Source organism: Oscillospiraceae bacterium (assembly GCA_015067255.1).
Lineage (GTDB): Bacteria > Bacillota > Clostridia > Oscillospirales > SIG519 > SIG519.
On sequence record SVMS01000024.1, the window covers coordinates 1 to 26,628 of the forward strand.

A 26,628-nucleotide genomic window follows, 5' to 3' on the forward strand; every position below is an offset into this window, starting at 1 on the left:
GGGTGTAGCTCATATGAATTCTCCTTGGTTTTTGTTTAGTCGCATTTACATTATACCATAGATTTATATGAGCTGTCTTTTTTTATTTAACTGTTGCACTTGATAGTATAACTCACCAATACATTAAAAAGGCAAGAACGATTCTCGCTCTTGCCTTTTTTGCGATATGTTTGCTTTGCAACGCTATTAATAGTTTTCTGCTTTGATTTCGAAGTATGCCTGAGGATGAGCGCATACGGGGCAAACCTGAGGAGCATCCTTTCCAACGTGAATGTGTCCGCAGTTGGAGCAGAGCCAGATTTTTTCGCCGTCTCTTGAGAATACGATGCCTTCCTTAACGTTGGCAATAAGCTTTCTGTATCTCTCCTCATGCTCTTTTTCGATTTTTGCAACACTTTCAAAAAGTGCCGCTATATCATTGAAGCCTTCCTCTTTTGCTTCCTTTGCAAACTGAGCATACATCTCGGTCCACTCATAGTGCTCGCCGCCTGCAGCATCCTCTAAGTTTTCGGGAGTCTTGGGAACTGCGCCGTTGTGAAGAAGCTTAAACCAGATTTTTGCGTGCTCCATTTCATTTTTAGCTGTTTCTTCAAAAATTTTGCTTATCTGAACGTAGCCGTCCTTTTTAGCCTGAGAAGCATAGTAAGTGTACTTGTTTCTCGCCTGTGATTCACCTGCAAAAGCCGCCATTAAGTTAGCTTCTGTTCTTGAGCCTTTTATATTTGCCATTTTTCATTTCTCCTTTTTAAAATATAATATATTTTTTTCTAAAAAAAGAAAATTATACTAATAATTTACATTGTTTTTTAAGGTTTGTCAAGACTAAATTATAATAGCTTTTCTTTCAAAATCCGTCAGCAGTATACCGCTGTTTTTTTCTACTGTATATGTGTCCTCAACGCCTACTGCGCCTATGCCTTTGATTACAAATTTAGGCTCTATTGCTAAAACGGTGTTTTGCTCAAGCGGGGTTTTATCGTTGGTGCACATTACAGGGGGCTCGTTAATTTCAAGACCGACACCGTGGCCTACAAATTTTGACTGCTTGGAAAGTCCCATAAAGCAACCCTCTAAGCTGTGTTTTTTAACAATTTCTAATGTCTTTTCCCAGATTTCAAAGGCGCATACGCCTTCTTTCAGCATAGGCTGTACAAGCTCTTGAATTTCGATTGATACATTGTGGGCATAAAGAGCCTTGGGCGCAATTTCTTTTACGAAAAAGGTTCTTGTCATATCACAAAGATAGCCGTCATAACAGCCTGAATAATCCACCATAACAGCGTCCCCCGCTTTTATAGCATCTCCGCAGGCGCCTATGGGAAGCGCCTTTGTAGCTCCTTTGCCGCCCAGCGCAAAATCGTAAACAGATGCTTCTTCGCCGTTCTGACCGCACAAAAGAGAGCCCATAAAGCACTCCATATGGAAGCCGTGGGTGCGGAAAATGCCGTTGTGTCCGCATTTTCTCAAAGCGCCTTCAAGCTTGATTGCCAAGTCTGTATCAGTCATTCCCTCTTCAAAAAGCTCGGGGATTTTGCTATAAACTGTCATTTGCTGTTCTGCCGCTTTTTTTATTTTTTCAAGCTCTGAAGGAGTTTTTACTATTCTTGCTGTACGCATAATATTTTTACGGGTAACGATATTACAAAAGCTAAAAGCATTACTAAGTCTTATCCAATCGGCTGCACTGCTGCTTTCATCGTCAAGGCTGAGAGTTTGCGGTTTTTTACCTAAAAGCTCGGGGATTTGCTCGGGCTTTCTTATTTTTACCGTTTCAAATTCTCCCACCTTATCGGCATATTTAGAGAAAAGTATTATTTCCCCCTGCGCCGTAATGTAGGTATAGCCGCCGAAAATCTCTCCCGTAACGTAAAGGTTATTTACATCGTTACTTATAAGTATGGCATCTATATTATTTTTTGCTAAAAGCTCAGCTACTCTGTTTTTCATTTTATTCTCCTGTCTTTCCTTGCGCCTTGGACAAAAATTCATATATCGGCTCAATGAGTAAAAAATCCTTTTTCAAGGTATCGGCTAAATCCTTTGAAAAGAGAAGCTCAAAATCCTTGCTGTTATGAATAAAGCAAAAGTTTTTTCGCTCAAGCCAGTCCTTGACATTTTCGGGTGCTTCGGGATAACGGCTTCTTTTGTATTTATCACCCTCAAGAGAAAAGACATCTTGGCTTTCATAGGTTTTTAAGGCTTTTTTAAAGCTTTTGTCTCCCGACAAAATCAAGCTTCTTATCTGGTTTAAAGACTCGTTTGAAGCCTGATAATAGCCGCAGCCGTATCTGAAGCCTCTGGGAGAAAACTCAAAAAAATAGCCGGGCAAGCCGTTATACAGCTTTTTATCTCTCATAAAGACAAGCCACATAACATCTCGGTAAAGAGTTTTATCTCTTGAAAAACGAATATCCCTGTATATTCTTGAAATAGTTTTCTTAGGCTCTACGATAATTCTTGTGTCAATTTCAAGCATAGTGTCGGAAAGCTTACGAGAAAGCTCAATAAGAGGCTCAACTACAAGCTCACGGTATTGACCCTTGTGAGCTTCAAACCATTGTTTAGAGTCCTTTAATCTGTTTTCAAATAAAAAATCCAATGCTTTTGGAGTAATCATTTTTTCATCACCTTACTAATTTTATTCCAAAAACAAGGGATTGTCAATGTCCTCTTTCATTTCCGTAATGTTTCCCCAGAAGCGCTTTGGCATATGGCTTATACGCAGCTTTGGATTTTCTCTTTCCTTTATGCTTATGGTGTTATAAAAGGTTTTCCACAGCCTTTGATATTTCTTTTCCTCGCTGTCGTAATTGTATTCGTGAAAGCTGTCTATCTTTATAATTTCCGCTTTTGAATTTCCGTATACAAGAGCGGCATTGTGAGTTTTATCGTATATAAAAAAGTGCTCATTTACATAGCGGTCGCAAAAATGCGGCGCAAGATATGGAAGCACAAAATTTTTAGGCTCTATAACAGCTATAAGAGCGTTTTCGTAAACAGAAAAACGAACAAAGCCTTTTAAGTGATGCGCTTCGTTTGTAAGAGCTTTAATGGCTTTATTTAAAGCGCTTACAGTTTTTTCAGACAGCATAGAGATAACATCTCTGCCCTTTTCAAATACTAAAATAATAAAATCAAGAAGAAGCATTTCTTTTTGATTTATACAGCAGTCAAAGCCCTGTCTTAACATAATCAATGCGCTGTAAGTACCTTTAAGACGAAGCCCTTTTTCCACACGCTCACTTTTTTGAGTGTCTGTTTCAATAAAAATCTGCTCAAAAAAAGTTGGCTCACAGCTGTCAGCGCACACGATATTCAAAGGTTTTTCCTTTTTTAAAAAGCAGTTGAAAATACAGCTTAAAAAGCCCTGATACGAGCCGTCGTATAAATATATTATATTTTTATCTGTAAAGTTCATTTTTCACCTCATTGGTGAGAGCTCTTGCCTCTCTCACTCTTTCAACACTGAATAAATCAAGCTGTTCATACATATTGTTATAAAACATATCCTTACAGCTGTCGGAAATAAGAGCATTTAAAGCCGAGCCTTCGTTTATTTTAAGACCCTTGAGCATTTTTGAATTACAGGTTATAAAATAAACGGCTCTCTTTAAAGCTATGCCCATTTTTTGCAAATCCTCAAAGGTGAGCTTGGTTGTTCTTCTTGCTTTAAGGATTTTTAAAGCTCCCGTAACGCCAATTCCGGGAACTCTTAAAAGCATTTCCTTTGGCGCTGTGTTGATTTCCACGGGGAAAAACTCGGGGTGATTTATTGCCCAGTTGCATTTTGGGTCTATAAGAGGATTAAAGCTTTGGTGTCTCTCGTCCAAAAGCTCATCTGCCTCAAAGCCGTAAAATCGAAGAAGCCAATCCGCCTGATAAAGACGGTGCTCTCTCAGTAAAGGGGGCTTTGTGTCTAAGGAGGGAAGCACAGGGCTTTCGTTTATGGGAATGTATGCCGAATAAAAAACTCTTTTGAGAGAGTATTTTTTATATAGGGCGCTTGTCAGCTTCAAAATCTGAAAATCCGTTTCGGGTGTTGCTCCTATAATCATCTGCGTACTTTGTCCTGCAGGGGCGAATTTAGGCGCACTTTTATAGCGCACTATGTCGGTGGTGTTTTGCTGAATTTCCCGATTGATTAGTCCCATAGGAAGCAAAATCGAGCTTTTTGACTTTTGAGGCGCAAGCATTTCAAGACTTTTTTGAGTGGGCAACTCAATATTTACACTCAATCTGTCGGCAAGAGCGCCTAATTTTGAAATCAAAAGACTGTCGGCACCGGGAATAGCCTTTGCGTGAATGTACCCGCGAAAACCGTATTCGTTTCTTATAATAGACAGCGTTTCTATCATTCTCTCACAGGTATAGTCGGGGTTTTTAACAATGGCAGAGCTTAAAAACAAGCCTTCAATATAGTTTCTTTTATAAAAGTTTATAGTGATTTCCGCAAGCTCTCTGGGAGTAAAGGAAGCTCTTTTTATATCGTTGCTCTTTCTGTTGGCGCAATAGGCGCAATCGTAGATACAGGCATTACTCATAAGCACCTTTAATAAAGAGATACATCTGCCGTCAGCAGAAAAGCTGTGGCAAATTCCACAGGCAACGGCGTTGCCTATTTTGCCCCCTGCAGAGCTTTTGTCAACTCCGCTGCTGGTACAGGCAACATCATATTTTGCCGCCATAGATAAAATTTCAAGCTTATCAAAAAGCTCCATACAAACCACTCTTTCGAACATTTGTTTGTATTATAACATTAGAACAAATGTTTGTCAATCTTTTTTTATATTGCATTTTTTGGCTTTTTGTGGTAGTATATTTCAGATATATTAAAAATACAGGGAATGAGTTTTTTGCTTTTTAAAAATAACATAGAATGGCTTATAGTTTGCCTTGGAAATCCGGGGGAAAAATACACCTTTACCCGTCATAATGCTGGCTTTCTTACGGCTGACTATATCTCTCAAAAAGAAAATATTTCCATAAACAAGCTCAAGTTCAAGGCTTTGTGCGGCGAAATGAAAATCGGCAACACAAGAGCGCTTATTATGAAGCCGCAGACCTTTATGAATTTAAGCGGTGAAGCGGTCTCTGCCGCTGCCTCTTTTTATAAAATTCCGCCTGAAAAGGTGCTTGTTGTTTTTGACGATGTGGAGCTTGACGTTGGCAAAATGCGTATCAGAAGAAACGGAAGCGCAGGGGGTCATAACGGCATAAAAAGCATTATTTTAAATCTTAATTCAGACAATTTCCCCCGAGTAAAAATCGGCGTAGGCAAAAAGCCTTCTCCCGAATACGACTTGGCAAACTGGGTTTTGGGCAAAATCCCAAAGGCAGACCAAAAGGCGCTCTATGAGGTCATTGAAAAATCGGCTGATGCCGTAAAGCTTATTGTCGAAGGTGATATAAGCGGAGCTATGAATAAATTCAATTGACAAAAATTTGACATAATAGATATAAATACAGCTTATTTTTTTGTATCTTTTTTATCTTTGTCACTTGATAATAGTTTAAAAAAGATATAAAATTATATATATAAAAATTTTTTAAAAGGAAGTGCTTAAAATGGCAAGAGAAGTAATGATAGAAACATCTGCAAGACACATTCACATATCTGCGGCTGATTTGGAGGTTTTATTCGGAAAGGGATATGAGCTTACAAATAAAAAGGACCTTTCACAGCCCGGTCAGTACGCTTGTGAAGAAAAGGTTACAGTTGAAGGACCTAAGGGCAGCCTTAAAATGTCAATTTTAGGACCTGTTCGTCCTGCTACACAGGTTGAAATTTCCGCTACAGATGCCCGTTCAATCGGCGTTAAGGCTCCTATCCGTGAGTCAGGTGACGTTAAGGGAAGCGCAGGCGCAAAAATAATCGGACCTTGCGGCAGCGTTGAAATCGAAGAGGGCGTTATCGTAGCTAAGAGACATATTCACTTAACACCTGCTGAGGCTGAGGCTCTTAACGTTTCTGACAAGCAAATTGTTTACGTTAAGGCTGAAACTCCCGACAGAACTATTGTTTTCGGCGACGTTGTTGTTCGTGTAAGCGAGAAATTCTCTGCTGCTATGCACATTGATACAGACGAAGCTAATGCAGGAAGCATAACTCCTGACATTAAGGGAACAATAATAGACACTTTATAATGAAGCACGTCGATATTTATACCGACGGCGCTTGCTCGGGAAATCCCGGTCCGGGCGGCTGGGGAGCTATCCTTGTTTACGGGGATATAGAAAAAGAGCTGTCCGGCGGAGATGAGCAGACCACAAATAACCGTATGGAATTAACCGGCGCTATTGAAGCTTTGGCGGCACTTAAAGAGCCTTGCGAGGTTATTCTTTGTACCGACTCCAAATATCTTGCTGACTCAATAAATTTAGGCTGGGTATATAATTGGCAGAAAAAAGGCTGGAAAAAGAGTGCCAATGAGCCCACTCCCAACAGTGATTTATGGAAACAGCTTCTTGCGCTTTTGAAAAAGCACAAGGTTGAAATAGTGTGGGTAAAAGGGCACGCAGGGCATAAATATAACGAGCGTTGCGATGCTATGGCTGTAAGCCAATATCAGAAATACTTATAATTAAGGAGCAATTGTTGTTGGACAGAACAGTATATGTAGATAATGCGGCAACTACAAAGCTTGACGAAGCTGTACTTAAGGATATGCTTCCTTATTTCACAGAGATTTACGGAAATCCTTCAAGTCTTCACAGCACAGGCGTAGAAGCTTTAAAGGTGCTTACAAAGGCACGTGAGGATATTGCCGAAGCTTTAAACTGCGAAGCAAAGGAAATATATTTTACAAGCGGCGGAACAGAGGCTGATAACTGGGCAGTAAGAGGCGCAGCTTATGCAAGAATGAAAAAAGGTAAGCATATTATTACCAGCGCCATTGAGCACCATGCGGTGCATCACCCTCTTAAAATTCTTGAAAAAGAGGGCTTTGAGGTTACCTATCTGCCTGTTTATGAAAACGGAATAGTAAGAGTTGAGGATGTTAAAAGGCTTATCAGAGACGATACTATTTTAGTTACCATAATGCTTGCCAACAACGAAATAGGCACAATTCAGCCTATCAAGGAAATTGCTGAGATTACCCGTGAAAAAGGCATTTTACTGCATACAGACGCTGTGCAGGCTGTGGGACAGATACCTGTTGACATAAAGGATTTAAATGTTGACCTTATGTCCTTTACTGCTCATAAATTGTACGGTCCTAAGGGAATAGGCGCTTTGTTTATAAGAAACGGAGTAGTTATAAATCGCTTTATGGAGGGCGGCGCACAGGAGAGAAACCGCCGTGCAGGTACGGAAAACATAGCGGGCGCAGTAGGCTTTGCAAGTGCAGTTAAAAGGGCTGTTGCAAGCTTAGAGGAAAACTCCGCTAAGCTTACCAAAATGCGTGACCGTCTTATAAAAACCGTGCTTACCACCATTCCGTACACAAGACTCAACGGCGATGCTGAAAAAAGATTGCCGGGAAATGCGAACTTTTCCATTGAATATATAGAGGGCGAGTCTATTCTTCTTATGCTTGACCTCAATAAAATATCCGCCTCCTCGGGCTCTGCTTGTACCTCAGGCTCTCTTGACCCGTCTCACGTTTTGTTGGCGTTGGGGCTGTCTCACGAAGTGGCTCACGGCTCATTGAGAATTTCTTTGGGACACAATAACACCGAAGAGGACATAGATTATATATTAGAGGTCTTGCCGAAAATTACAAAGACCTTACGTAATATGTCGCCCTTATGGGAAAAGGTAGAAAAGAGGGAAAACTAATGTATTCGAATAAGGTTATGGACCATTTTTCAAATCCGAGAAACGTTGGCGAGCTTGCCGATGCCAATGCTGTCGGCGAGGTAGGAAACGCTAAATGCGGAGATATAATGAAAATGTATCTTAAAATAGAAAACGATGTTATTGTTGATGTTAAGTTTAAAACCTTCGGCTGCGGCGCCGCAGTTGCAACATCGTCAATGGCAACAGAGCTTATTAAGGGAAAAACCGTAAAAGAGGCTATGGAGCTCACAAATTCTGCGGTAGTAGAAGCTCTTGACGGACTTCCCCCTGCAAAAATCCACTGCTCTGTACTTGCGGAAGAGGCAATTAAATCAGCCCTTGCCGATTACTATAAGAAGCAGGGAATTGACCCTGTACCGATAGTAGGCTGTTCGGGCTGTTGTCAGGATTGCCACGGACATCACGAATAAAAGGGGCTGTAAAAAAAGCGCAGAGCGCATAAAACAGAAAACAACTTTTAGCTAATTCTTTTAAAAAATATACGTTTTATGCTATCTGCTTGATTTTCCTACCCTCTAAAAAGGGAGCTGAAAAAACGAAAGTTTTTACAGCTCCCTTTTGCGATATACCGATAAAATCAGCGCGGTATTTATTTTAAAGGTTTTGGTTGGTCAGTGAGACCTAAAATATAATCAGCAGACAAATTATAATGTTTGCATAATTTTATGATTCTACTGATTGGCATTTCATTTATGCCCTTTTCATATTTTAAATAGGCTTGTTGAGTCGTTTCTAATAAATCGGCAAGTTGTTGTTGAGTTTCATTATTCTTAATTCTGATGTCTCTTATTCTTTTATAATATTCCACATCGATCCCTCTTTTCTGTTTAATGATAAATCAAAAATGATGTATTGACAAACATCAAATTTGATGTTAAAATAAATTACATCAAATTTGATTTATCTGAGGAGAGATTGAAATGACAAGAAAAAATATAAATGATGAAATAAATAATTTTATAAATAATATTGTATATTTAAGAAAAAAGAATGGTTTTTCAAAAAAAGAGATGGCAAATATTTTAAATATTAGTATTTATGCATTGAACAAGATAGAAAGGGGAGAACTTCCCAAAAAATTAAGCGTTAAGATTGTCTTCAATTTGCAAAAGCATTTCAAAATATCACCTGAAAGGCAATTCGAAAAAATAGAATAAATTTTGCAAAGTAAAATATATCTCAAAACAATTTTTCACTTATCTTATACCGTAACAAGCAGGGAAACGGGACGTCAGTTCCCATTTGTTATGAGAACTTAAAACCCTTTTACTTATCTCAAACGTAAGTGATATTGTGAGACAGATTGATTTTAAAGTATGCACTCTTGTTACACGCCTTTTGAAAGTGCATAAACTCTCTATGACACTTTCAACCCGAAAGTGTCATTTTCTATATAAAAAGAATAATAATGTAAAACTGCCTCAGTCTGAGTACAGACCGAGGCAGTTTTTTATTTACGCTCTTTTATTTTTCTTGCGTTTTTGCCACATAGCCCATAAAGGAGCAGCAATAAACAATGTAGAATAACAGCCTGAAACGATACCTACCATCATAGGTAATGCGAAATTAACTATAGAGGTTATACCGTTGATTAGAGCAAAAATCAAAATGATTAAAATAGCAACAAAGGTTGTTATTGATGTATTTATTGAACGGCTTAAACACTGGTTAACACTTGTATCCACAAGCTCTTCAACAGGAGTGCTTCTATTCATAAGCTTGGAGTTTTCTCTGATACGGTCATATACAATAACGGTATCGTTGATAGAATAACCTACAATTGTAAGGATAACCGCAATAAACGCATCGTTAAGGGGAATTCTGAAAATAACGAAGGTGAAGAAAACAAGCAAGCAGTCGTGGAGAAGCGCTACAATAGCAAATACGCCAAGAGAAACGCTTGATATTTTTCTGAAACGGAAGCAGATGTAAAGAACTATAAGAAGCGCCGCTGCAATAATAGCGATTGACGAGTTTCTCAGGAACTTAGCACCGATAAATGCTTCAACGTTGTTTGACTCACTAAGCTCAATTTTATTGTCGGGGAAAGCTTTTTGCAAGCCATCTGTTATAGCCTTCTGCTGTTCTGAGGAAAGACCTTTTTTGCCTGAAATGTTGAATACCAGCTTATCGCCTGTATTTTCATTTTTTGTAATCTGAACGGAAACCTCTCTGTCCCCAACAGCTTCCTTAGCTACGGAAGCGGCTTTAGCAGAATCAACAGTGCCTTCAAAGGAATACTTTGAAATAGAACCGCCCACGAAGGTTATATCAACCTTAATGCCGTTAATGAAAATACAAACTATACCTATAAGCATAATAGCTGCAGATATAATAAAGCCTTTAAATCTGTTTTTGTAAAATCCTATCATTGTGCAGCATCCTCCTTTTTAACGCCGAAGAAGAAACGTTTTTTGAATGCTGAGAAACGGGTGATTGAAGATACCATAACGTGAGAAAGAGTAACGCCTGTGATAAAGTTAAGCGCAACACCTACTCCGAGGGTAAATCCAAAGGATTTCATAGCACCTGAACCGAAGAAATAGAGAAGAACGGCAACAATAAGAGTTGTAATGTTTGCGTCTACAATAGCGCTGTACGCCTTCTTGTAGCCGATATCAATAGCTGTACCCATTGTTTTTCCGGACTTGATTTCTTCTTTTATTCTTTCGCATATAATAACGTTTGTATCAACGCCCATACCTATTGTAAGAATAATACCTGCGATACCGGGTAATGTAAGAGTATACTGAGTAATCGCAAGAATTAAAATCTGAATAGCTGCCTGTGCTGCAAGGCCGAAGCAAGCAACAAAGCCGGGCAATCTGTAATAGAAAATCATAAACAAAGCTATAAGAATAAAGGAAACAAGACCTGCCCAAAGCATAGTCATAAGAGCATCGTTACCAAGTATAGGAGAGATTGTGCTGAAGGAACGGGTTTCAATATCAAAGGGAAGCGCACCCGCCTTAATTTTAGCTGCAAGCTCTTTTGCTTCCTGCGCAGAAGCCATACCCTCGATAACAGCTTTACCGTCAGTAATATGAGCATTAACTATGGGAGCTGAAATAACCTGGTCGTCCATCTTAATAGAGATTATTCTCTTTTCGTCACTTAAGGATGTATTGCTAAGGGTTTTTGTGCTATTTGAAAAAGCGGTTGCTCCTGCTTCATCAAACTCAAGGGCAACGAAATATTTTCCGCTGTCAGTTGTGGGATAAGCATCTACAACGTTTTTACCCTCTACTACAACCTTTCCGTCAGGGTCAACGAAGGTAAGCTTAGCTGTTTCGCCCAGCTCCTCAATTGCCTTTTCGGGATTGGTAGAAGAAAGATTTGATTTCCAGGGGAAACGAACAAGAACTGTTCCGCTTTCCTTGTCAACAGTAATCTCTCTGTCAGCAATGTTTTTAGAGTCCATTCTCGTTACAAGAATAGCTCTTATACTTTCCAATTCCTCTTCTGTTGGGTTAATTGACTCGTCAGCAGGCTGGAAGTAAGCTTCTACACCGCCGTTAATGTCAATACCCAAACGCATATCCTTTGCGCTTTTGATAATGATTTCACTGTCGCCGATAAAGGTCTGCACGCCGAATGCCGATACATAGCACAGCGCTACAACCACTATTGCGACAATGAAAAACACGGGTTTTCCCATTCGCATTAGTATTCCTCCAATTTTTAACCTTTAAGTTGCCTTTGACACAGGCAACGCCTTATTTTTCTATTATACCATTTTCAGAAAATATGTCAACCGAAAAAACAATTAAATTTCTGTTACGGTGAAATCATAAGACTTTTTTCCCGACTTTCAACTGTAAGTAATAGACTGTAGCTGTTTTTCGAGGTCTTTTTTGCAAAAATATCTGTCTTTATACCGTCCAAAGCCTTCAGAGAAATATCTCTGTCGGCTTTAATTACATCTGTACCCAAAGAAATGCTGAGAATTATTAAATCCTCAAGCTTTTTGGGATAGGGCTGTTCTGATGCGGGTACAACCAGAATTTCGGGTCTGTTATAGCGTATAATTCCTTCAAGGGCATTATAGCTTTCCGATTTTATATCGGATATTACAATAGCCTTAAGCTTATTTATACCTGAATTTTCAAGCTGAAGCGTTATTTTCTCCCAGGCATTTTCTCCGCCGCCGTCAACAATAACGGCAGCATTGCCTTTAGCTATAACAGTGCTGTTTGCACCTTCAATTTTTGTAATTTCCGCTTTGTTCTGTACGGCAGATTTAAAATCTACCATATAATAATTGCTGACAAAGCAGACACAAAGAAAGGTTGATATCAAAAGTGTCCCTGTCTTGCGAAGCTTTTTAAGCTTTAAAAGATAGCAAAGCATTAAAAGAACAATCAACGATACCGCTACAATGTAGATATAGGGCTTGTCTGCGTATAAATAACCCCATTCAAGCCTTGAAAGTATGCTTATAACGGCAAAAATATACTGACAAAGACATTTTACCAAAAATCCAAAAGCAAAAGCGACAGGCGGTAAAAAGCTGAGCAGGGACATACAGAACACAAGCACCGGCAAAAATGCCGCAAATGGCACAACTAACGGATTTGCGATAAGTCCCGTAAAGGATATATATCCAAAATTACAGGCAGATACAGGAAGGGTAAAAAGTATTGCAGATATACAGGCGCAAAGCATATCTGCTATTGCAAGGATATATTTATTTTCATATCCAAGCTTTGCGTGCACAAAATTGCTTAAGGGGGAAAAGCAAGCAAACATACCAAAGCAGGCAAGGACAGAAAGAGTAAAGCTTAAGCCTGCGGCGGCAAAAGGATTTGTCATAAGTATAATAACTACCGCAAGGCAAAGACTGTTTATGGAAAATGGCTCTCTTCTGAAAAATACAGCTAAAGCCGATATAGCACAAATAATAAAAGCACGTATTACCGAAGGGGTAAAATTTGCCGCAAAGCAGATGAATATTCCCGTAATCACCGTCAATATTGACGTAATTTTCGGATTAAAGCCTATCAAACAGCATACGAAAAATAAAAAGCCTGTAATATATACAAAATGCGTTCCCGAAACAGCGTTCATATGGGCAAGGCTTGTGCAGATAAAGGCGTTTTCCTCAACAACGCCAAGCATTGATTTATCTCCCGTGCTGACTGACAGCGCAATCCCTTTTTGCTTACCGTCTACATATTTTTCAACGCTTTTCTTTATATGCTGACGAAGCCGTGCGCTGTAATAATAAATGCTTTTATCGGCATTTTCCTTTAAAAGAGTGTACTCGTATATTGTACCTCTTGCGTAAATCCCTTTTGATTTATCGTCAAGACGGTATTTCCCCTCGTTTTGAGAAAAGCTTACCCTTGCTTTTATGCTTTGATTGAGTGAGGGTGTCTTTTCGGAATAATCATAAATTTTTATTTTTCCTTTTACACCTTTATATTGCGTCATTATTTCATAGCTTGCATATCCGTCGTATTCCTCGGGCACAGAACAAACAGTACCTGTTATTTCGGTTTTTGTATCCTGCAGTTTTTCAAAGGGGAGATATTGAAAGCCTTGCTTTACTGCAAAGGAAAAGCAACAGCAAATACAGCAGATGCACGCTGTTATAAAAATTAAAAAGCTTTTTATATATTTTTTAAAGGAAATTAAAATTATAAAAAGCCCTAATAAAAAGAAAAGTGCGACCGTTGTAACTGCCGCATTTTCCAAAAAATTCAATATTATAAGTAACACAAAGCAGGAAATCCCGCCTAAAACCATAGGCGCTTTCAAAAAATCTCCCCCAATTTATTGTTTATATATATTGACTATTTCTTCGGGACTGCTTACTAAATGCTGTGCGCCGTTTTCCAAAAGCTCTTCACGGCCCCTGAAGCCCCAAAGCACGCCTACAGTTACAGCCTCTGCTCTTGTGCCTGTCTGCATATCGACACCCGAATCGCCCACATACATAATTTCTTGGGGCTTTAAATCAAGCTCCTTTGCAATCTGCAAAACAACAAAGGGGTCGGGCTTTTTGGGAATACCCTCTCTTTGACCGTAAACATATTTAAAGCTTATATCCTTAAAAATAATTTCAACCAATTCTTTGGTGTCTTGATTTGGTTTATTTGAAAGCACACAAACGGGGATATCCTTACTAAGCGTCTTAAGCATATCCTCTATTCCCTCATAGGCAACAGTATTGTCAAGATAAGCTTTTGCGTATATCTCTTTATAAATACCTAAAAGCTTTTCAACCTCTTTATCGTCCTGTCTTTTGCTTTCCTCTATTGCACAAGCGGCAAGATGCTTTGCCCCCGAGCCTATAAAATCTATGTATTTTTGTACCTCGTGCGTGGGATATCCCAATTTTTCAAGAGCTTTATTCATAGAAAGAGCAATATCTGTCAGAGAATTTATGAGTGTTCCGTCCAAATCGAAAATCGCCGCTTTAATCTGACTCATTTTCATTCTCCTTGTTATTTTTGTTTTCTTTTATTATATAAATAGGTCTTTTCTTGGTTTCAAGATAGGTTTTTGAAAGATACTGTCCCAAAATACCCACACAGAAAAGCTGTATACCGCTTAAAAAGAAGGTTATACAAATCATAGATGCCCAGCCGTATGCCGCCATAGCGCCTAAAAAATGACGGACAATTATAACGATTATTGCAACAAAGGAAATAAGGCACATAAGCACGCCTATTATTGAAGAAATGGCAAGAGGCATAGTTGAAAAGGCGGTTATTCCCTCAACGGAATAGATAAACAGCTTCCAGAAGGACCATTTTGTTTCCCCTGCAACACGCTCTACATTTACATATTCAAGCCATTTTGTTTTAAAGCCGACCCAACCGAATATACCCTTTGAAAATCGGTTGTATTCCTGCATAGACAGTATTGCATCTGTCATCTGACGGGTCATAAGACGGAAATCTCTTGCGCCGTCAACAATATCAGCCTTTGAAATTTTGTTGATAATTTTATAGAAAAGCCTTGCAAAAAACGAACGGATTGGCGGCTCTCCCTTTCTTGACACACGCCTTGTGGCAACGCTGTCATAGCCCTCCTCAACAATATATCGGTACATTTCCTCTATAAGCGCAGGGGGGTCCTGCAAATCCGCATCCAAAATAGCAACGTAATCACCCTCACTGTGAGAAAGACCTGCATAAATTGCCGCTTCTTTGCCGAAATTTCTTGAAAAGGAAAGATATTTTACCCGACGGTCCTTTTTATAAAGCTCTTCAATTACCTCTACCGTTTTATCCTTTGAGCCGTCATCCACAAAAAGAAACTCAAATTCAACATAGTCCATTTTTTGCGCAAGAGAGCACACCTCCTCATAAAAGAAAGGAAGCGCTTTTTCTTCGTTATAGCAAGGAACAATCAAAGATATTTTAGGCATTTTTCAACATCCTATAAAGTTAATTCTTTTACGGTATTTCCCTCTAAATCCTTTATTGTAAAGGTGCCGTTTTCGTAAATCATATAGCTGTTTTTGCTGTTTTCCTTAGGCAAGGAAACAGAGCCGGGATTAAAGGCGTAAAAATCGTCTGTTTTTCTTGCAACGGGGATATGAATATGACCGTAAATAAATACATCCCCTGCCTTATGAGGCATAGGCTTTTGCTCATCAAAAAGATGGCCGTGAGTTATATAAAAGGTCCTTCCACCCTCAAAAAGCGTCAGATAATCCGCCGTTATGGGAAACTCAAGCACCATTTGGTCAACCTCTGCGTCGCAGTTTCCTCTTACACATAAAATCTCATTTTTATATTCGTTTAAAAGGACAGTAAGGCTTTTCGGGTCGTGTCCCTTTGGAAGCTCGTTTCTCGGTCCGTGATAAAGAATATCTCCCAAAAGGATAAGACGCTCTGCCTTTTCCTCTTTGTAAATATCAATTACCCTTTTTCCGTAAAAATAAGAGCCGTGAATATCCGAAGCAAACATCAATTTCATAAGCATTTTCCTTTCCTTAGTTTTTTGCAGCCTCTTTTTGTAGGGGATAGGAAAAAATGTACAGAATCTGTCAATTTCGCACCGACAATTTTTGTCGGTGGTTACCCGACGGTGTACAGAGGTACTCCGAGGGCGAAATTGGCAGATAGCATAAAACGTATATTTAATAAAAGAAACTACCAAAAAGATATTTTTTCTTTATTTTTTGCTCTTTGCTTTTAAAAAATATATTATTTGTTTTTTATTTTACTTGTTTTATGCGTTCTGTGCTTTTTTTACATCCCCTAATTAAACCATTATCAGCCGGGAGGCCAAGTCATATCTCTTCCTGAAAGCACGTGAAAATGAATGTGCTTAACAGTCTGTCCCGCAGAATCTCCGCAGTTGTTTACTATTCTGTAGCCGTTTTCAAAGCCCAGCTTTTTGGAAAGCTTTGCAATAACCTCAAAAATATGAGCGATAATCTCACTGTTTTCGCTGTTTATATCGTCTGCAGAAGAAATATGCTTTTTGGGAATTACAAGAAAATGAACAGGCGCTTTAGGGTCAATATCATTAAAAGCAAGCACCTTTTCGTCCTCATATACCTTCTGGCTGGGAATATCTCCCGCAATTATTTTACAAAATAAGCAATCTTCCATAATTTTTTCTCCTATTTATAATTTTTTTCCATATCACGATGATACGCAGTAGCATCAAAGCCTATTTCTTTAAAGTGCTGAGCTACTCTTTGCGCTATGGCAACGCTGCGGTGCCTTCCTCCTGTACAGCCTATTCCGATTACAAGAGAGGTTTTTCCCTCTTCAATAAAAAGAGGTAGCAAAAAGCTTAACATATTACAAATCTGATGCACGTATTCACGGGTTTGCTCAAAGCTGAAAACATATTCATAAATGGGCGCATCCAGACCGCTTAAATGCTTTATCTCCTCAATATAAAAGGGATTTGGCAGACAGCGCACGTCAAAGACCATATCGGAATCTATTGAAGCTCCGTACTTAAAGCCAAAGGACTGAACTGTTATATTTAGAGATTTCTTACCCTCTCTGAAAAGCTTTCCAATCTGCTCTTTAAGCTGAGCGGCGGTAATATACGATGTATCTATAACATAATCAGCCTTTTCAAAAAGAGGCTTTAATATTGTGCGCTCGTATTCAATGAGCTGCTTTACAGGCTCTTTTTTCTTGTCTGCAAGAGGATGCTTTCTTCTTGTTTCTTTAAAACGGCGTACTATCGTATCAGTCTGGCTGTTGAGAAAAAGAATTTTAAGGTTAACTACCTCTTTCTCCAGCTGCTCAAGCTGTAAAATAAGGCTTTCGAAATTAGCTCCGCTGCGTATGTCAATAACAAGAGCAACCTTTTGAATTTTGCTTCCCGATTGACAGCAAAACTCTGCAAACTTAGGAATAAACTCAATGGGCATATTGTCAACACAGTAAAAATCCATATCCTCAAAGGCGGCAATAGTCGTACTTTTTCCTGCCCCTGAAAGACCTGTAACTATTACAAAATCCAAAAAATCACCTGCTTAAATCTCAAATTTGTCTTAATATTTTATCATATAGAAGCCCTAATATCAAGACCTTTAAAAATTTTATTTCTTTTTGAGCAGATGTCTTGAAAAAAGCAGAGTATAATGCTATAATGAATTCAAGTTTTACTTGAAATCAATGAATTGCCTGCGGCATGAATTGAAAATTAATATTTTCATGAATTTAGCCTTGCGGCTCATGAATTGTACCTGTCGGTACATTATAAAGGCAATTCAATTCATGGAGAGTTAACGAGAATTCATGGCGGTAGCCAATTCATGACAACGGCAGTTGTCAATTCATTAAAACTCGATATGTCGCTGTTGCGACGAGATTGCATATCGACAAACTACAATAATTATATTAACAATTTATTTAAAAATAAAGATATATTTATTACTAATTACCGTGTTATCATATATCAAAAACATTAAAACGGAGTTAAAAATGGACCAGAGAGACAAAGATTATGCACGAGAGCTTGTAAAGCTCAAAAAACAAAGAGCTGCTCAGACAGAGCCTGAAACAAGAGCAACCTATATTCCCCAAAAGCCCGAAATTCCCAAAGGCTTTATAAATAAAATCAAGCATTTTTGGTTTTATTACAAATTTCATTTTTTGGGAGTTGTCCTTGCCCTTGTTTGTACAGCCGTATGTGTGGGAAGCTGTATTAATAAAGAAAAGGAAGACCTTACGGTGCTTTTCTTGGCGGGCAGAAGCTATCTTCCCGAGGAGCTTGCAATTATGGAAGAAAGCCTTGAAAAGTATTGTCCCGATTTCAATAATGACAGTAACGTTCATATAGCACTTATAGATGTTTATATTGACGAAAACAATCCTCAGTATAATTATGCAATGCAGCAAAAGCTTGTTGCCGAGGTTGCCGCAGGTAACGGTGTTATTTACCTTGCTGACCAGAAAGGTCTTGAAAGATTTAACGAAATAAAAGCCCTTGTTGATTTGTCCGACATTGCACAGAATACCGTCAATAACAACACAAGCGTTATCGTCCCCTCTTCTGTTTTCTTCGGAGAAGCTGCTGCTAAGCAGGATTTCTATATTTCACTTCGTTATTTTGAAAAGGCTGACCTTGAAAAGACAGATAAAAAGGCAACCCGTATTGCCAATAGCATTGAAGTATTTAAAAACATTATAAATAATAACATAATAGAGGAGAATGAAAATGGCAGTAATTAACAACAAAAACTACACTAAAAAAGAGCTTTTAGGTCTTACAGGAAATATGGACCAGATAGCAGGTATCACAAGCTCAACTCTCAATGACGGCAGAGCAAACGGATGCCGTACATACGCTTTTAAAAACGGAACAGGTCTTGAGTTTACTCTCAATGCCGACAGAGCTTTAGATATTGCTTCTTTAAGCTATAAGGGTATCAATGTTTCCTTTATGGCAAAGCCCGGTATCGTTGCTCCCACCCTTGCAAATTTTGCAGGCAGCTTTACAGAGTACGGAACCTGCGGAATGATGTTCACCTGCGGTCTTTTAAGCGCAGGTCCCGACAATACCGACAACGGAGAATATCATCCTCTTCACGGCAAAAATCACATAACTCCCACAGAGCAGACATATTTCAAAACCTTCTGGCAGGGTGATGACTATATACTTGAAGCAGGCGGAACAACAAGAAGCTCCAAGCTTTTCGGCGAGCATCTTTCTCTTACAAGAAAGGTTTCAACCAAAATAGGCTCAAACGAAGTTGAGATTTGCGATACTCTTGAAAATTTAACCCAGAACCCTCAGGAATTTACTCTCCTTTATCACTGCAATTTCGGCTTCCCCTTCTTAGATGAATGTCTTAAAATGATATTCCCCGAAAACGTTAAAATGCCCCGTAACGAAGATGCGGCAAACAATATGGACACAGCAGAAATAATTACTGAGCCTGTGGACTGTCTCCCTGAAAACGTATTCTTCAGACACTGCGTTCCCGATGAGGACGGCTTTGTTACCGTAAAATTGGAAAACGAAAAATTGGGAATAGGAATGTACATCAAGTATGAAATGGAAAACCTACCCATTTTAGCTCAGTGGAAATCAATGCAAAAGGGCGACTATGCTTTGGGAATAGAGCCCACAAACAACTATATTTTAGGAAGAGCTACAGAGCGTGAGCACGGAACATTAAAAACTATCGGTGCTTATGAAACTCTTGAATTCAAGCTGAAAATCGGCGCTTACGATTTATAATGACTATGTGGATGTCGAAATAGTATTTCATATTACTGTTTCGACTAACTATAACCATTATAAAAAAAATAATGATATTGAGGTTTTAACCTATGAACCTTAAAAACGATACTATTGCCGCTGTTGCCACTGCATATGGCACCGGCGGCATCGCCGTTATTCGCATAAGCGGCGACAAAACTCTTGATATAGTAAAAAAAGTTTTCAAATCAAAAAAAGAGCCTGTTCACAGCACAGCTGTTTTTGGCTCTGTTGTCAACAGTAACGGGGAAAAAATTGACGAGGGCATCTGCACCTTTTTCAAATCTCCCCACTCATATACGGGAGAGGATACTGCCGAAATTTCCTGTCACGGCGGAATTACCGTTACAAGAGCTGTTCTGGAGGCTGTTCTTTTTGCAGGGGCACGCCACGCCTTAGGCGGAGAATTTACAAAGCGTGCCTTTATCAACGGCAAGCTTGATTTATGCGAAGCCGAAGCTGTTATTGACCTTATCAATGCAGACAGTAAGGTTTTCAGCAAAGCCGCACTCTCTCAGCTTGAAGGAAGGCTTTCCAAAAGCATTGGCGAGCTTTCCGACTCTTTAGTGCAGGTGAATGCGGGCTTTTTAGCGGCTGTTGACTATCCCGACGATGAAATCGAGGAGTCAAAGCTTTCCGATTTTAAAGAAACGGTAAACTCTGCAATTTCAAAATGCAACCGTCTGATAGCATCCTTTGAAACGGGAGAAATTATAAAAGAGGGTATAAAATGCGCTATAATAGGCGCTCCCAACAGCGGAAAATCCTCTCTGCTCAATTTCTTAGCAGGCAGTGAAAAAAGCATTGTTACCGATATCCCGGGCACCACAAGGGATATAGTTGAAGCGAGTCTTACAATTGACGGAATAAAAATAAATCTGAGTGATACTGCAGGAATAAGAGAAGCTTTGGACCCTGTAGAAAAAATCGGCGTAAGCAAGTCAAAGCTTGCCGCCGATACAAGCGAGCTTGTTTTATGTGTAGTTGACGGCGCAGTTCCCTTAAATTCTGCATCTTCAGAGGCTTTAAGCCTTTGTAAAGACAAAAAAGCCGTTATCGTTATAAATAAAAGCGACCTTCCCCTTAAAGCAGATATTGAAGAAATTAAAAAAATCTCTGAAAATATTGTCTTTATCAGCGCTTTGACAGGGGACGGAACAGAAGCTTTAATCGAAAAAATCAAGCAAATGTATAATTTCGGTCAGATTTTCTCGGGAAATAATCAGCTTATTACAAATTTAAGGCACAAGGTATGCCTTGAAAATGCCGTTAAATATTTAGAAAATGCCCTTGATGCTATTGACAATTCTCTTTTTGCCGATATTATCTGTGAAGAGCTTTCGGACGCTATAAGCTCTCTCAACGAAATAACAGGTCAGAGTGTAAATGAAAAAATAGTGGAAAATATATTCCAAAGATTTTGCGTCGGTAAATGATAAAACGAGGCTGTAAAAAACGAAAAGGTTTTTTACGGCCTCTTTTTGTAGGGGATAGGAAAAATGTGCAGAATATGTCAATTCCGCGACAACAAGTATTTGTTGTCGGTTACCCGACGGCGTACAGAGGTACGTCGAGGTCGAAATTGGCAGATAGCATAAAACGTATATTTCTTAAAAGAATTAGCAAAAAGATGTTTTTCTATTAATTTTTGCTCTTTCTTTCAGAAGATGATAGTATATAATTCTTTTATTTACTTGTTTTATGCGCTCTGCGCTTTTTTTGCATCCCCTTTATTTGCGTTGAAAAAGTATTGGTTCGTTCTATGATTTGTGTCGGAAAGTTAATTTAATATTTTTGCCGTTTGCGGCAAAAATATTAAATGAGCTCTTGATTTTTTTAAAAGGTTAATGTATAATACATTTAACAAAAACGCCGTTTGCGGCAAAAAAATTAAATGGAGGTCAATATGGAAATTAAAAGAGATATGTATTTGAACCGACTTATTGTTCGTAAACACAACGGTTTTATTAAAGTAATCACAGGAATACGCAGAAGTGGAAAATCATATTTGCTTAATACTTTATTTTATAATCATCTTCTTGCAGAAGGAGTTTCATCTGAAAATATAATTAAATTTGCATTTGATTCAGCAGAGGATTTAATAAAAATCGGAGAAGATCCTATTGTTCTTGACAATGAAAAGGAAGACAGAAAAGTTGATCCGAAAAAATTTTTGGCTTGGATTTTGCCGCAGCTTCAAGACAAGGAAATGCACTATATTCTTCTTGATGAGGTGCAAAAGCTTGGGGCTTTTGAGTCTGTTTTAAACGGATTTCTTCGAAAAAACAATTTAGATGTGTTTGTTACCGGAAGCAACTCTAAGTTTCTTTCAAAAGATATTTTAACCGAGTTTGCAGGCAGAGGCGATGAGGTTCATATCCTCCCGCTTTCTTTCTCAGAATATTATACTTTTGTCGGCGGAGATAAAAGCGAAGCCTTTGACGATTATTCTGTATACGGCGGACTACCTGCGGTTGCACTTATGACAACCGAAGAACAAAAATCGACTTACCTTATTTCGCAAATGAATGGGTTGTATCTAAAAGATATCATAAATAGAAACAATCTCTCAGACAAGGCCCCGATTGGCGAAGTTCTTGACGTTATAGCCTCGGGCATTTCTTCACTTACCAATCCAAAGAAAATTTCAGACACCTTTGCCTCAGTCAAGCAAGAAAGCATCAGCGATTATACTGTTGATAGATATATCGCGCATATGGAAGATGCATTTATGCTTACCCGTGTAAAGCGCTACAATGTCAAAGGCAGAAAATATATCGGGACTCCGTATAAAATATACTTTGAAGATGTCGGTCTTCGCAATGCGCGGCTTAATTTCAGACAAGTTGAAGGCACGCATATTATGGAGAATATTATCTATAATGAGCTACGTTACAGAGGCTACCAAGTAGATGTAGGAGTAGTTGAATCCCGCGAAAAAGATAGTGCCGGCAAAGAAATCCGTATTCAACGTGAGATAGATTTTATTGCTACCTTAGGAAGCAAAAAATATTATATTCAATCCGCATATGCAATTAACGACCAAAAAAAATATGAACAAGAAACCTGTCCTTTTGATAAAACTATGGATTCCTTCAAAAAGATTATTGTTGTAGAAAAAAGCATAAAGCCTCGTCGGGACGAAAAAGGATATGTGATGATGGGAGTAAAGGAGTTTTTGCTCGATAAGGATAGCTTAGAGGCTTAAAATTAAAAAAGTGTGGTTGCCAAAACAACCGTAAAAAGCCGTGTTTTCGTTTGAAAACACGGCTTTATTATTATGAAAACAACAAGGTTCTGAGGTGCCTGCCCACATTTTTAATGCGTAGGCGGGTCAGGTTCTTATTAATAATCACTAACATATTTAGTTGTATCTTCAGAGTATAATAATGGATTATAAACAGTTCCCACAAACCATATTTCTCCGGAATTTTTATCTCTTATAATAAACATATATGGTTTATCAAATGTTAAATCAATTTCTTCCACAGGTACGTCGTATATATAATCAAATCCGCCGGCAGCACCTGCTCCTCCTGCCTCTGTTACAGCCGAAGCCTTTATTCCTTCCTGAGTAAATTCTATATTTGATTTATGTATAGCATCATTGATATATAAAGATTTGTCTGACGAAATATTTGTTAAGTTAGCTTTTCCCGACTCGAAAACATTTGTAACTCCTAAATTTTTTAAATCTTTCATTAAATCTAACTTATATTCAAATTTGAATTTAGGAATAAATCCTGTAATTTTTGTAACAACACCGTCTTTAAAGTTTTCTGCTTTTAGTTCTTTTAAATTTCCTATAATATTACTGATTTCATCTGCTGTAGCTTTATTTATGTAGCTGTCTAATTCTTCCGCTGTTGGCATAATTCCTACATATTGAAGTGTTGTTCCGTCATATTCCTTTAAATCTTTAGCAAACACCTTTACATTGTCATCAATATAAAGTGAAAAGTCAGTAGTTTTATCTTCCGCTTTATAATTAGAATTTATTTCTTTGATATACCTATCAAGATATTTTTCCATTATTTCGTCATCACTTAAGCCTACAATTTCGCTGTTGAGAAAAAGAGACTCTCCAAATTTCCTATAAGGATATTTTTTTAAATATTCCATATATGCATTTGTAACTGTTTGTCTGATATTTTCTTCCCCTAATTCCTTTACAATATCATAATTGTTGAAGGAAGCAATAATTTCCATACCCGAAACTTCTTCGTTGATATCCTTAAAGGAATGCGGTACAACGTCCCAGTCTCCGCGCCAATAAAACTTCTCGTGATAATACTCTGTCCATATTCCGACACTGGGGGACAGTATAAATTTTTCTTCCCATTCCATATCAATAGCTAAGGCATTTATAAGTAAAATTTCCTCTTGTGATACATCATCAAAAAGATTGTTGATTAAACCTAATGTTTTATCGCTTATCCAGGAGTTTACCGTGTCCGGCGCAGCAAAAGAGTCTGTCTTAACCACAGCATTATATTTATCTGTTAGTTTATTTTTATACTTTCTTTTGATAGATTTTTTATATGTATCTTTTATAAACAGTGCATTGGCAAAAGACATATTTTTGCTGTCAGTATATTTTTTTGCTTCATAAGTTCCGATTACACTTAATATTTGCGCTTTAGAGTCCCCTTTAGCTCCTTCTTTAAGCATTTCTAACGCATATTTTATAGAAAGCGGACTGTAAACCTTGTTTTGTTTTCCGTTTTCTGACTGTAAAAAATACAAATCAAATGCTTCTAAAGAATTGTCTGAAATCCAATATTCTGATTTTTCAATCGGTACGGTTTCATCGTCATTTTGATTGTTTTTTATTATGGCAAAGACGGTAAGCCCAACAATCAATGCAAGAATAATTATTATTCCGATAATTAAAATCGCCTTCTTGGGAGTTTTGTTGTTCGGTATGGATTCACTAATATTTACTGCTTGAATATTATCTTGTTTCATCTTTATCCCTGCCTTTCTTATTTTTATTATATCACATTTTTTGCTGAATTTAAAGTAAGATTTTTTTAATGTGCCGAAGGCACAATTCATGCCGTGGGCAATTCATTATATTGATGTTCAATACAAAAAATAAGCCGATAAAGTAGACACTTAAAAAACAAAAAGTTTTCGAGACTGCTTAAAGGGGATTATATCATATCAAAGTTGCGGTTGTTTTCTTTTTGTGGTATAATACAATTAAAAAGGGGGCTAATGAATGAGCAGTAAAATTACAGTAATAGGAAGCGCAAATGCTGACCTTGTTATTCATTCAGAAAAAATGCCGCAGCTTGGGGAAACTCTTACAGGCAGTGATTTTCAGATAAACGCAGGAGGAAAGGGCTTAAATCAGGCTGTTGCAATAGCAAAGCTTGGGGGTAACGTTTCTTTTATCGGAGCATTGGGAAAGGACTCTAACGCAAGTGTTTTGCTTGATACGCTTAATGAAAACGGCGTTTTGTTTGAAGGCAGGCTTTTTGAAAATGAGCCTACAGGAATTGCTATGATAACAGTAGTAAATTCCGACAATTTTATAATTTTAAATCCGGGCGCAAATTATTGTCTGACCCCTGAAATTATAGAAGAGAATGAGCAAAAAATAGCCGAGAGTGATTTTTGTGTTCTTCAGCTTGAAATTCCGATTGAAACGGTTGCCAAGGTTTGCGAAATATCGAAAAAGCACGGCACAAAAGTAATACTTAACCCTGCGCCGTATAAAGAGCTGTCCCCCTCATTACTTGCAAATGTAGATTATCTTATCCCCAATGAACACGAAGCAAGAGATATAACAGGTATTTACCCCGACAATGAGGAAAATTGCATCAAGACAGTGCAAAAGCTACTCTCAATGGGTGTTAAAAATACAGTTATAACCTTAGGTGAACGTGGCTGTGTATACAACGACAACAATGAAATTAAGTTTCACTCCGCTGTGCCGGTAAAGGCTGTAGACACCACCTCTGCAGGAGATTGCTTTATCGGCGCTCTTACTACAAAGCTCTCGCAGGGCTGTCCCATTGATAAAGCAATAGCCTTTGCTTCCAAGGCTTCGGCAATTACCGTCAGCCGTCAAGGCGCCTCAAAATCTATTCCCTTCGCTCACGAAGTGGAATAATGCTTTACCTTAGGGTAGAACGAATAATCCGAACCCGTTTTAAAAAGGCGGATTTTCGTTCATCCTGCGTTAAAATACTCGTTAATCCATTGAGGATTAACTCCGTTTTTGCCTTGTCTTACCAAAAATCCTCTCTTTTTAAAATCTTTGACCTCAAAGGGAAAAGATTTCGAGGGATTTTTGACGAATTTAGGCGAAGCAAGGCTCGCGCCTTGCAAGAATAAATTAGGTGAAAAGCACCGAAAGATTACACTTTGAGGCGAGTTCGGATTGTTTGTTCTACCCTAGAGCAGAACAAAATTCAATCGTTAAAAATCCGCCGATTTTCATCGGCGGATTTTGCAAACAAGCGATAAATGATGCGATGCGTTCTATCCATGCGCCGCAGGCGTGCATCACAGACCAAAGGTCGACATCACGCACCGAAGGTGTGCATCATGTTCCAAAGGAACGCATCACTCAAAAAGATATTTTCGGCATTTTGCGTATGAATTCGAACCCTTGCGAAAATGAAATCCTTGCTGATGCAAGGGTGGATTTAGTTGAAAAAAGCACCGACAAAGTCTACTTCTCATAAGGATGTTTTGAATATCCTATGAAATAAGCCGATTGACGAGTGCTAAGAAAGTGACAGTATGGCAAATGCTATACTGTCACTTTCTTATTTTAAGATAACGACGGCAGGGAGATTAACTTCTCTCTGCTGCCGTTTGCTTATTTATTCTCTTTTTTTAATCTTACTTTTGCTTCTTCAATGGTTTCTCCGTCTTTGGTGAGATAAGCATCTACAAATTTATCTTCGAGTTTAGTGTATCCACCAACAACTCCTTGCTCGCTTTTTTTATAGCCGTCAACGACACCTTTTTCGATTTTCTTATATCCGTCGGTTACTGCTTCGGCGATTTTTTCATTTGCTTTTACAATTTTTGATTTAGCCATATTTGTATATTTTCCTCCAATCAGATTGATTCCGAGAAGCAGTACAATAATCCATACTGCTGTTCCCGTTAAA

General features: G+C 38.4%; 28 protein-coding genes. 12 read left to right on the forward strand and 16 right to left on the reverse strand.

Annotation, left to right across the window (positions count from 1 at the left end):
• Positions 1–186 precede the first annotated feature (186 nt).
• The 5 genes from E7480_06355 to E7480_06375 form a co-directional block, all read right to left on the reverse strand.
• On the reverse strand, positions 187–729 hold the full coding sequence (locus tag E7480_06355; GenBank protein ID MBE6904212.1) for a rubrerythrin family protein: 543 nt from the start codon (positions 727–729) through the stop codon (positions 187–189).
• 93 nt (positions 730–822) lie between these two features.
• Positions 823–1,989: an aminopeptidase P family protein gene (locus E7480_06360; protein ID MBE6904213.1), complete on the reverse strand. Its 1,167-nt coding sequence runs from the start codon at positions 1,987–1,989 to the stop codon at positions 823–825.
• A complete protein-coding gene (locus E7480_06365; protein ID MBE6904214.1) occupies positions 1,949–2,617 on the reverse strand; it encodes a DUF2461 domain-containing protein in 669 nt (222 codons plus the stop codon). The genes E7480_06360 and E7480_06365 overlap by 41 nt, the downstream gene beginning before the upstream one ends.
• Positions 2,618–2,638: 21 nt before the next feature.
• The gene (locus E7480_06370; GenBank protein MBE6904215.1) at positions 2,639–3,418 is read right to left on the reverse strand and encodes a DNA metabolism protein; all 780 of its coding nucleotides are present in this window, start codon (positions 3,416–3,418) and stop codon (positions 2,639–2,641) included.
• On the reverse strand, positions 3,402–4,718 hold the full coding sequence (locus E7480_06375) for a putative DNA modification/repair radical SAM protein (protein MBE6904216.1): 1,317 nt from the start codon (positions 4,716–4,718) through the stop codon (positions 3,402–3,404). Before E7480_06375 ends, E7480_06370 begins: the two co-directional genes overlap by 17 nt.
• Before the next feature lie 126 nt (positions 4,719–4,844).
• Here E7480_06375 and E7480_06380 point away from each other — a divergent pair, with 126 nt between their 5' ends.
• From E7480_06380 to nifU, 5 genes are all read left to right on the forward strand, one after another.
• Positions 4,845–5,435, forward strand: coding sequence for an aminoacyl-tRNA hydrolase (locus tag E7480_06380; GenBank protein MBE6904217.1), 591 nt, complete (start codon positions 4,845–4,847; stop codon positions 5,433–5,435).
• A gap of 130 nt (positions 5,436–5,565) precedes the next feature.
• Positions 5,566–6,144 carry a phosphate propanoyltransferase gene (gene pduL / locus E7480_06385; GenBank protein ID MBE6904218.1) on the forward strand — a complete coding sequence of 193 codons (579 nt, stop codon included), beginning with the start codon at positions 5,566–5,568 and terminating at the stop codon, positions 6,142–6,144.
• A complete protein-coding gene (gene rnhA / locus E7480_06390) occupies positions 6,144–6,581 on the forward strand; it encodes a ribonuclease HI (protein MBE6904219.1) in 438 nt (145 codons plus the stop codon). Before pduL ends, rnhA begins: the two co-directional genes overlap by 1 nt.
• Before the next feature lie 14 nt (positions 6,582–6,595).
• Entirely contained in the window at positions 6,596–7,780 is a 1,185-nt protein-coding gene (nifS, locus tag E7480_06395) for a cysteine desulfurase NifS (GenBank protein ID MBE6904220.1), read from the forward strand.
• On the forward strand, positions 7,750–8,211 hold the full coding sequence (gene nifU, locus E7480_06400) for a Fe-S cluster assembly scaffold protein NifU (GenBank protein MBE6904221.1): 462 nt from the start codon (positions 7,750–7,752) through the stop codon (positions 8,209–8,211). The genes nifS and nifU overlap by 31 nt, the downstream gene beginning before the upstream one ends.
• A 179-nt stretch (positions 8,212–8,390) precedes the next feature.
• Here nifU and E7480_06405 read toward each other — a convergent pair whose 3' ends face one another.
• Positions 8,391–8,633, reverse strand: coding sequence for a helix-turn-helix transcriptional regulator (locus E7480_06405; protein MBE6904222.1), 243 nt, complete (start codon positions 8,631–8,633; stop codon positions 8,391–8,393).
• Positions 8,634–8,721: 88 nt separating this feature from the next.
• Between E7480_06405 and E7480_06410 the strand changes: the two genes are divergently transcribed.
• Positions 8,722–8,958: a helix-turn-helix transcriptional regulator gene (locus E7480_06410; GenBank protein MBE6904223.1), complete on the forward strand. Its 237-nt coding sequence runs from the start codon at positions 8,722–8,724 to the stop codon at positions 8,956–8,958.
• Between the two features lie 297 nt (positions 8,959–9,255).
• Here the strand turns inward: E7480_06410 and secF are convergent, their stop codons facing one another.
• The 8 genes from secF to rapZ all read right to left on the reverse strand — a co-directional run bounded on the left by secF (position 9,256) and on the right by rapZ (position 17,249).
• Complete coding sequence (gene secF / locus E7480_06415) at positions 9,256–10,173, reverse strand: protein translocase subunit SecF (protein ID MBE6904224.1); 918 nt, start codon at positions 10,171–10,173, stop codon at positions 9,256–9,258.
• A complete protein-coding gene (gene secD / locus E7480_06420; protein MBE6904225.1) occupies positions 10,170–11,459 on the reverse strand; it encodes a protein translocase subunit SecD in 1,290 nt (429 codons plus the stop codon). Before secD ends, secF begins: the two co-directional genes overlap by 4 nt.
• A 119-nt stretch (positions 11,460–11,578) precedes the next feature.
• On the reverse strand, positions 11,579–13,561 hold the full coding sequence (locus E7480_06425) for a ComEC family competence protein (protein ID MBE6904226.1): 1,983 nt from the start codon (positions 13,559–13,561) through the stop codon (positions 11,579–11,581).
• Positions 13,562–13,576: 15 nt separating this feature from the next.
• A complete protein-coding gene (locus E7480_06430) occupies positions 13,577–14,242 on the reverse strand; it encodes an HAD family hydrolase (GenBank protein MBE6904227.1) in 666 nt (221 codons plus the stop codon).
• Positions 14,223–15,179, reverse strand: a complete 957-nt coding sequence (locus E7480_06435) for a glycosyltransferase family 2 protein (GenBank protein MBE6904228.1) — start codon at positions 15,177–15,179, stop codon at positions 14,223–14,225. The genes E7480_06430 and E7480_06435 overlap by 20 nt, the downstream gene beginning before the upstream one ends.
• An 11-nt stretch (positions 15,180–15,190) precedes the next feature.
• Entirely contained in the window at positions 15,191–15,733 is a 543-nt protein-coding gene (locus E7480_06440) for a phosphodiesterase (GenBank protein ID MBE6904229.1), read from the reverse strand.
• Positions 15,734–16,032: 299 nt separating this feature from the next.
• Entirely contained in the window at positions 16,033–16,374 is a 342-nt protein-coding gene (locus E7480_06445; protein ID MBE6904230.1) for a histidine triad nucleotide-binding protein, read from the reverse strand.
• A gap of 11 nt (positions 16,375–16,385) precedes the next feature.
• Entirely contained in the window at positions 16,386–17,249 is an 864-nt protein-coding gene (rapZ, locus tag E7480_06450) for an RNase adapter RapZ (GenBank protein ID MBE6904231.1), read from the reverse strand.
• Positions 17,250–17,712: 463 nt separating this feature from the next.
• On the opposite strand from rapZ, the gene E7480_06455 reads away from it, so the two are divergent.
• The 4 genes from E7480_06455 (at position 17,713) to E7480_06470 (ending at position 22,703) form a co-directional block, all read left to right on the forward strand.
• Positions 17,713–18,462, forward strand: coding sequence for a hypothetical protein (locus E7480_06455; GenBank protein MBE6904232.1), 750 nt, complete (start codon positions 17,713–17,715; stop codon positions 18,460–18,462).
• Positions 18,443–19,474 carry a DUF4432 family protein gene (locus tag E7480_06460; GenBank protein ID MBE6904233.1) on the forward strand — a complete coding sequence of 344 codons (1,032 nt, stop codon included), beginning with the start codon at positions 18,443–18,445 and terminating at the stop codon, positions 19,472–19,474. The genes E7480_06455 and E7480_06460 overlap by 20 nt, the downstream gene beginning before the upstream one ends.
• A gap of 92 nt (positions 19,475–19,566) precedes the next feature.
• A complete protein-coding gene (gene mnmE, locus E7480_06465) occupies positions 19,567–20,931 on the forward strand; it encodes a tRNA uridine-5-carboxymethylaminomethyl(34) synthesis GTPase MnmE (GenBank protein MBE6904234.1) in 1,365 nt (454 codons plus the stop codon).
• Positions 20,932–21,389: 458 nt separating this feature from the next.
• On the forward strand, positions 21,390–22,703 hold the full coding sequence (locus E7480_06470; GenBank protein ID MBE6904235.1) for an ATP-binding protein: 1,314 nt from the start codon (positions 21,390–21,392) through the stop codon (positions 22,701–22,703).
• A gap of 137 nt (positions 22,704–22,840) precedes the next feature.
• On the opposite strand, the gene E7480_06475 is transcribed toward E7480_06470, so the two are convergent.
• Positions 22,841–24,553, reverse strand: coding sequence for a serpin family protein (locus E7480_06475; GenBank protein ID MBE6904236.1), 1,713 nt, complete (start codon positions 24,551–24,553; stop codon positions 22,841–22,843).
• Between the two features lie 166 nt (positions 24,554–24,719).
• Between E7480_06475 and rbsK the strand changes: the two genes are divergently transcribed.
• Complete coding sequence (gene rbsK, locus E7480_06480) at positions 24,720–25,616, forward strand: ribokinase (protein MBE6904237.1); 897 nt, start codon at positions 24,720–24,722, stop codon at positions 25,614–25,616.
• A 229-nt stretch (positions 25,617–25,845) separates the two neighbouring features.
• Positions 25,846–26,193 (forward strand): hypothetical protein, encoded by a 348-nt coding sequence (locus tag E7480_06485; protein ID MBE6904238.1) that lies wholly within the window; start codon positions 25,846–25,848, stop codon positions 26,191–26,193.
• A 137-nt stretch (positions 26,194–26,330) separates the two neighbouring features.
• On the opposite strand, the gene E7480_06490 is transcribed toward E7480_06485, so the two are convergent.
• Positions 26,331–26,555, reverse strand: coding sequence for a hypothetical protein (locus E7480_06490; protein MBE6904239.1), 225 nt, complete (start codon positions 26,553–26,555; stop codon positions 26,331–26,333).
• Between the last annotated feature and the right edge of the window lie 73 nt (positions 26,556–26,628).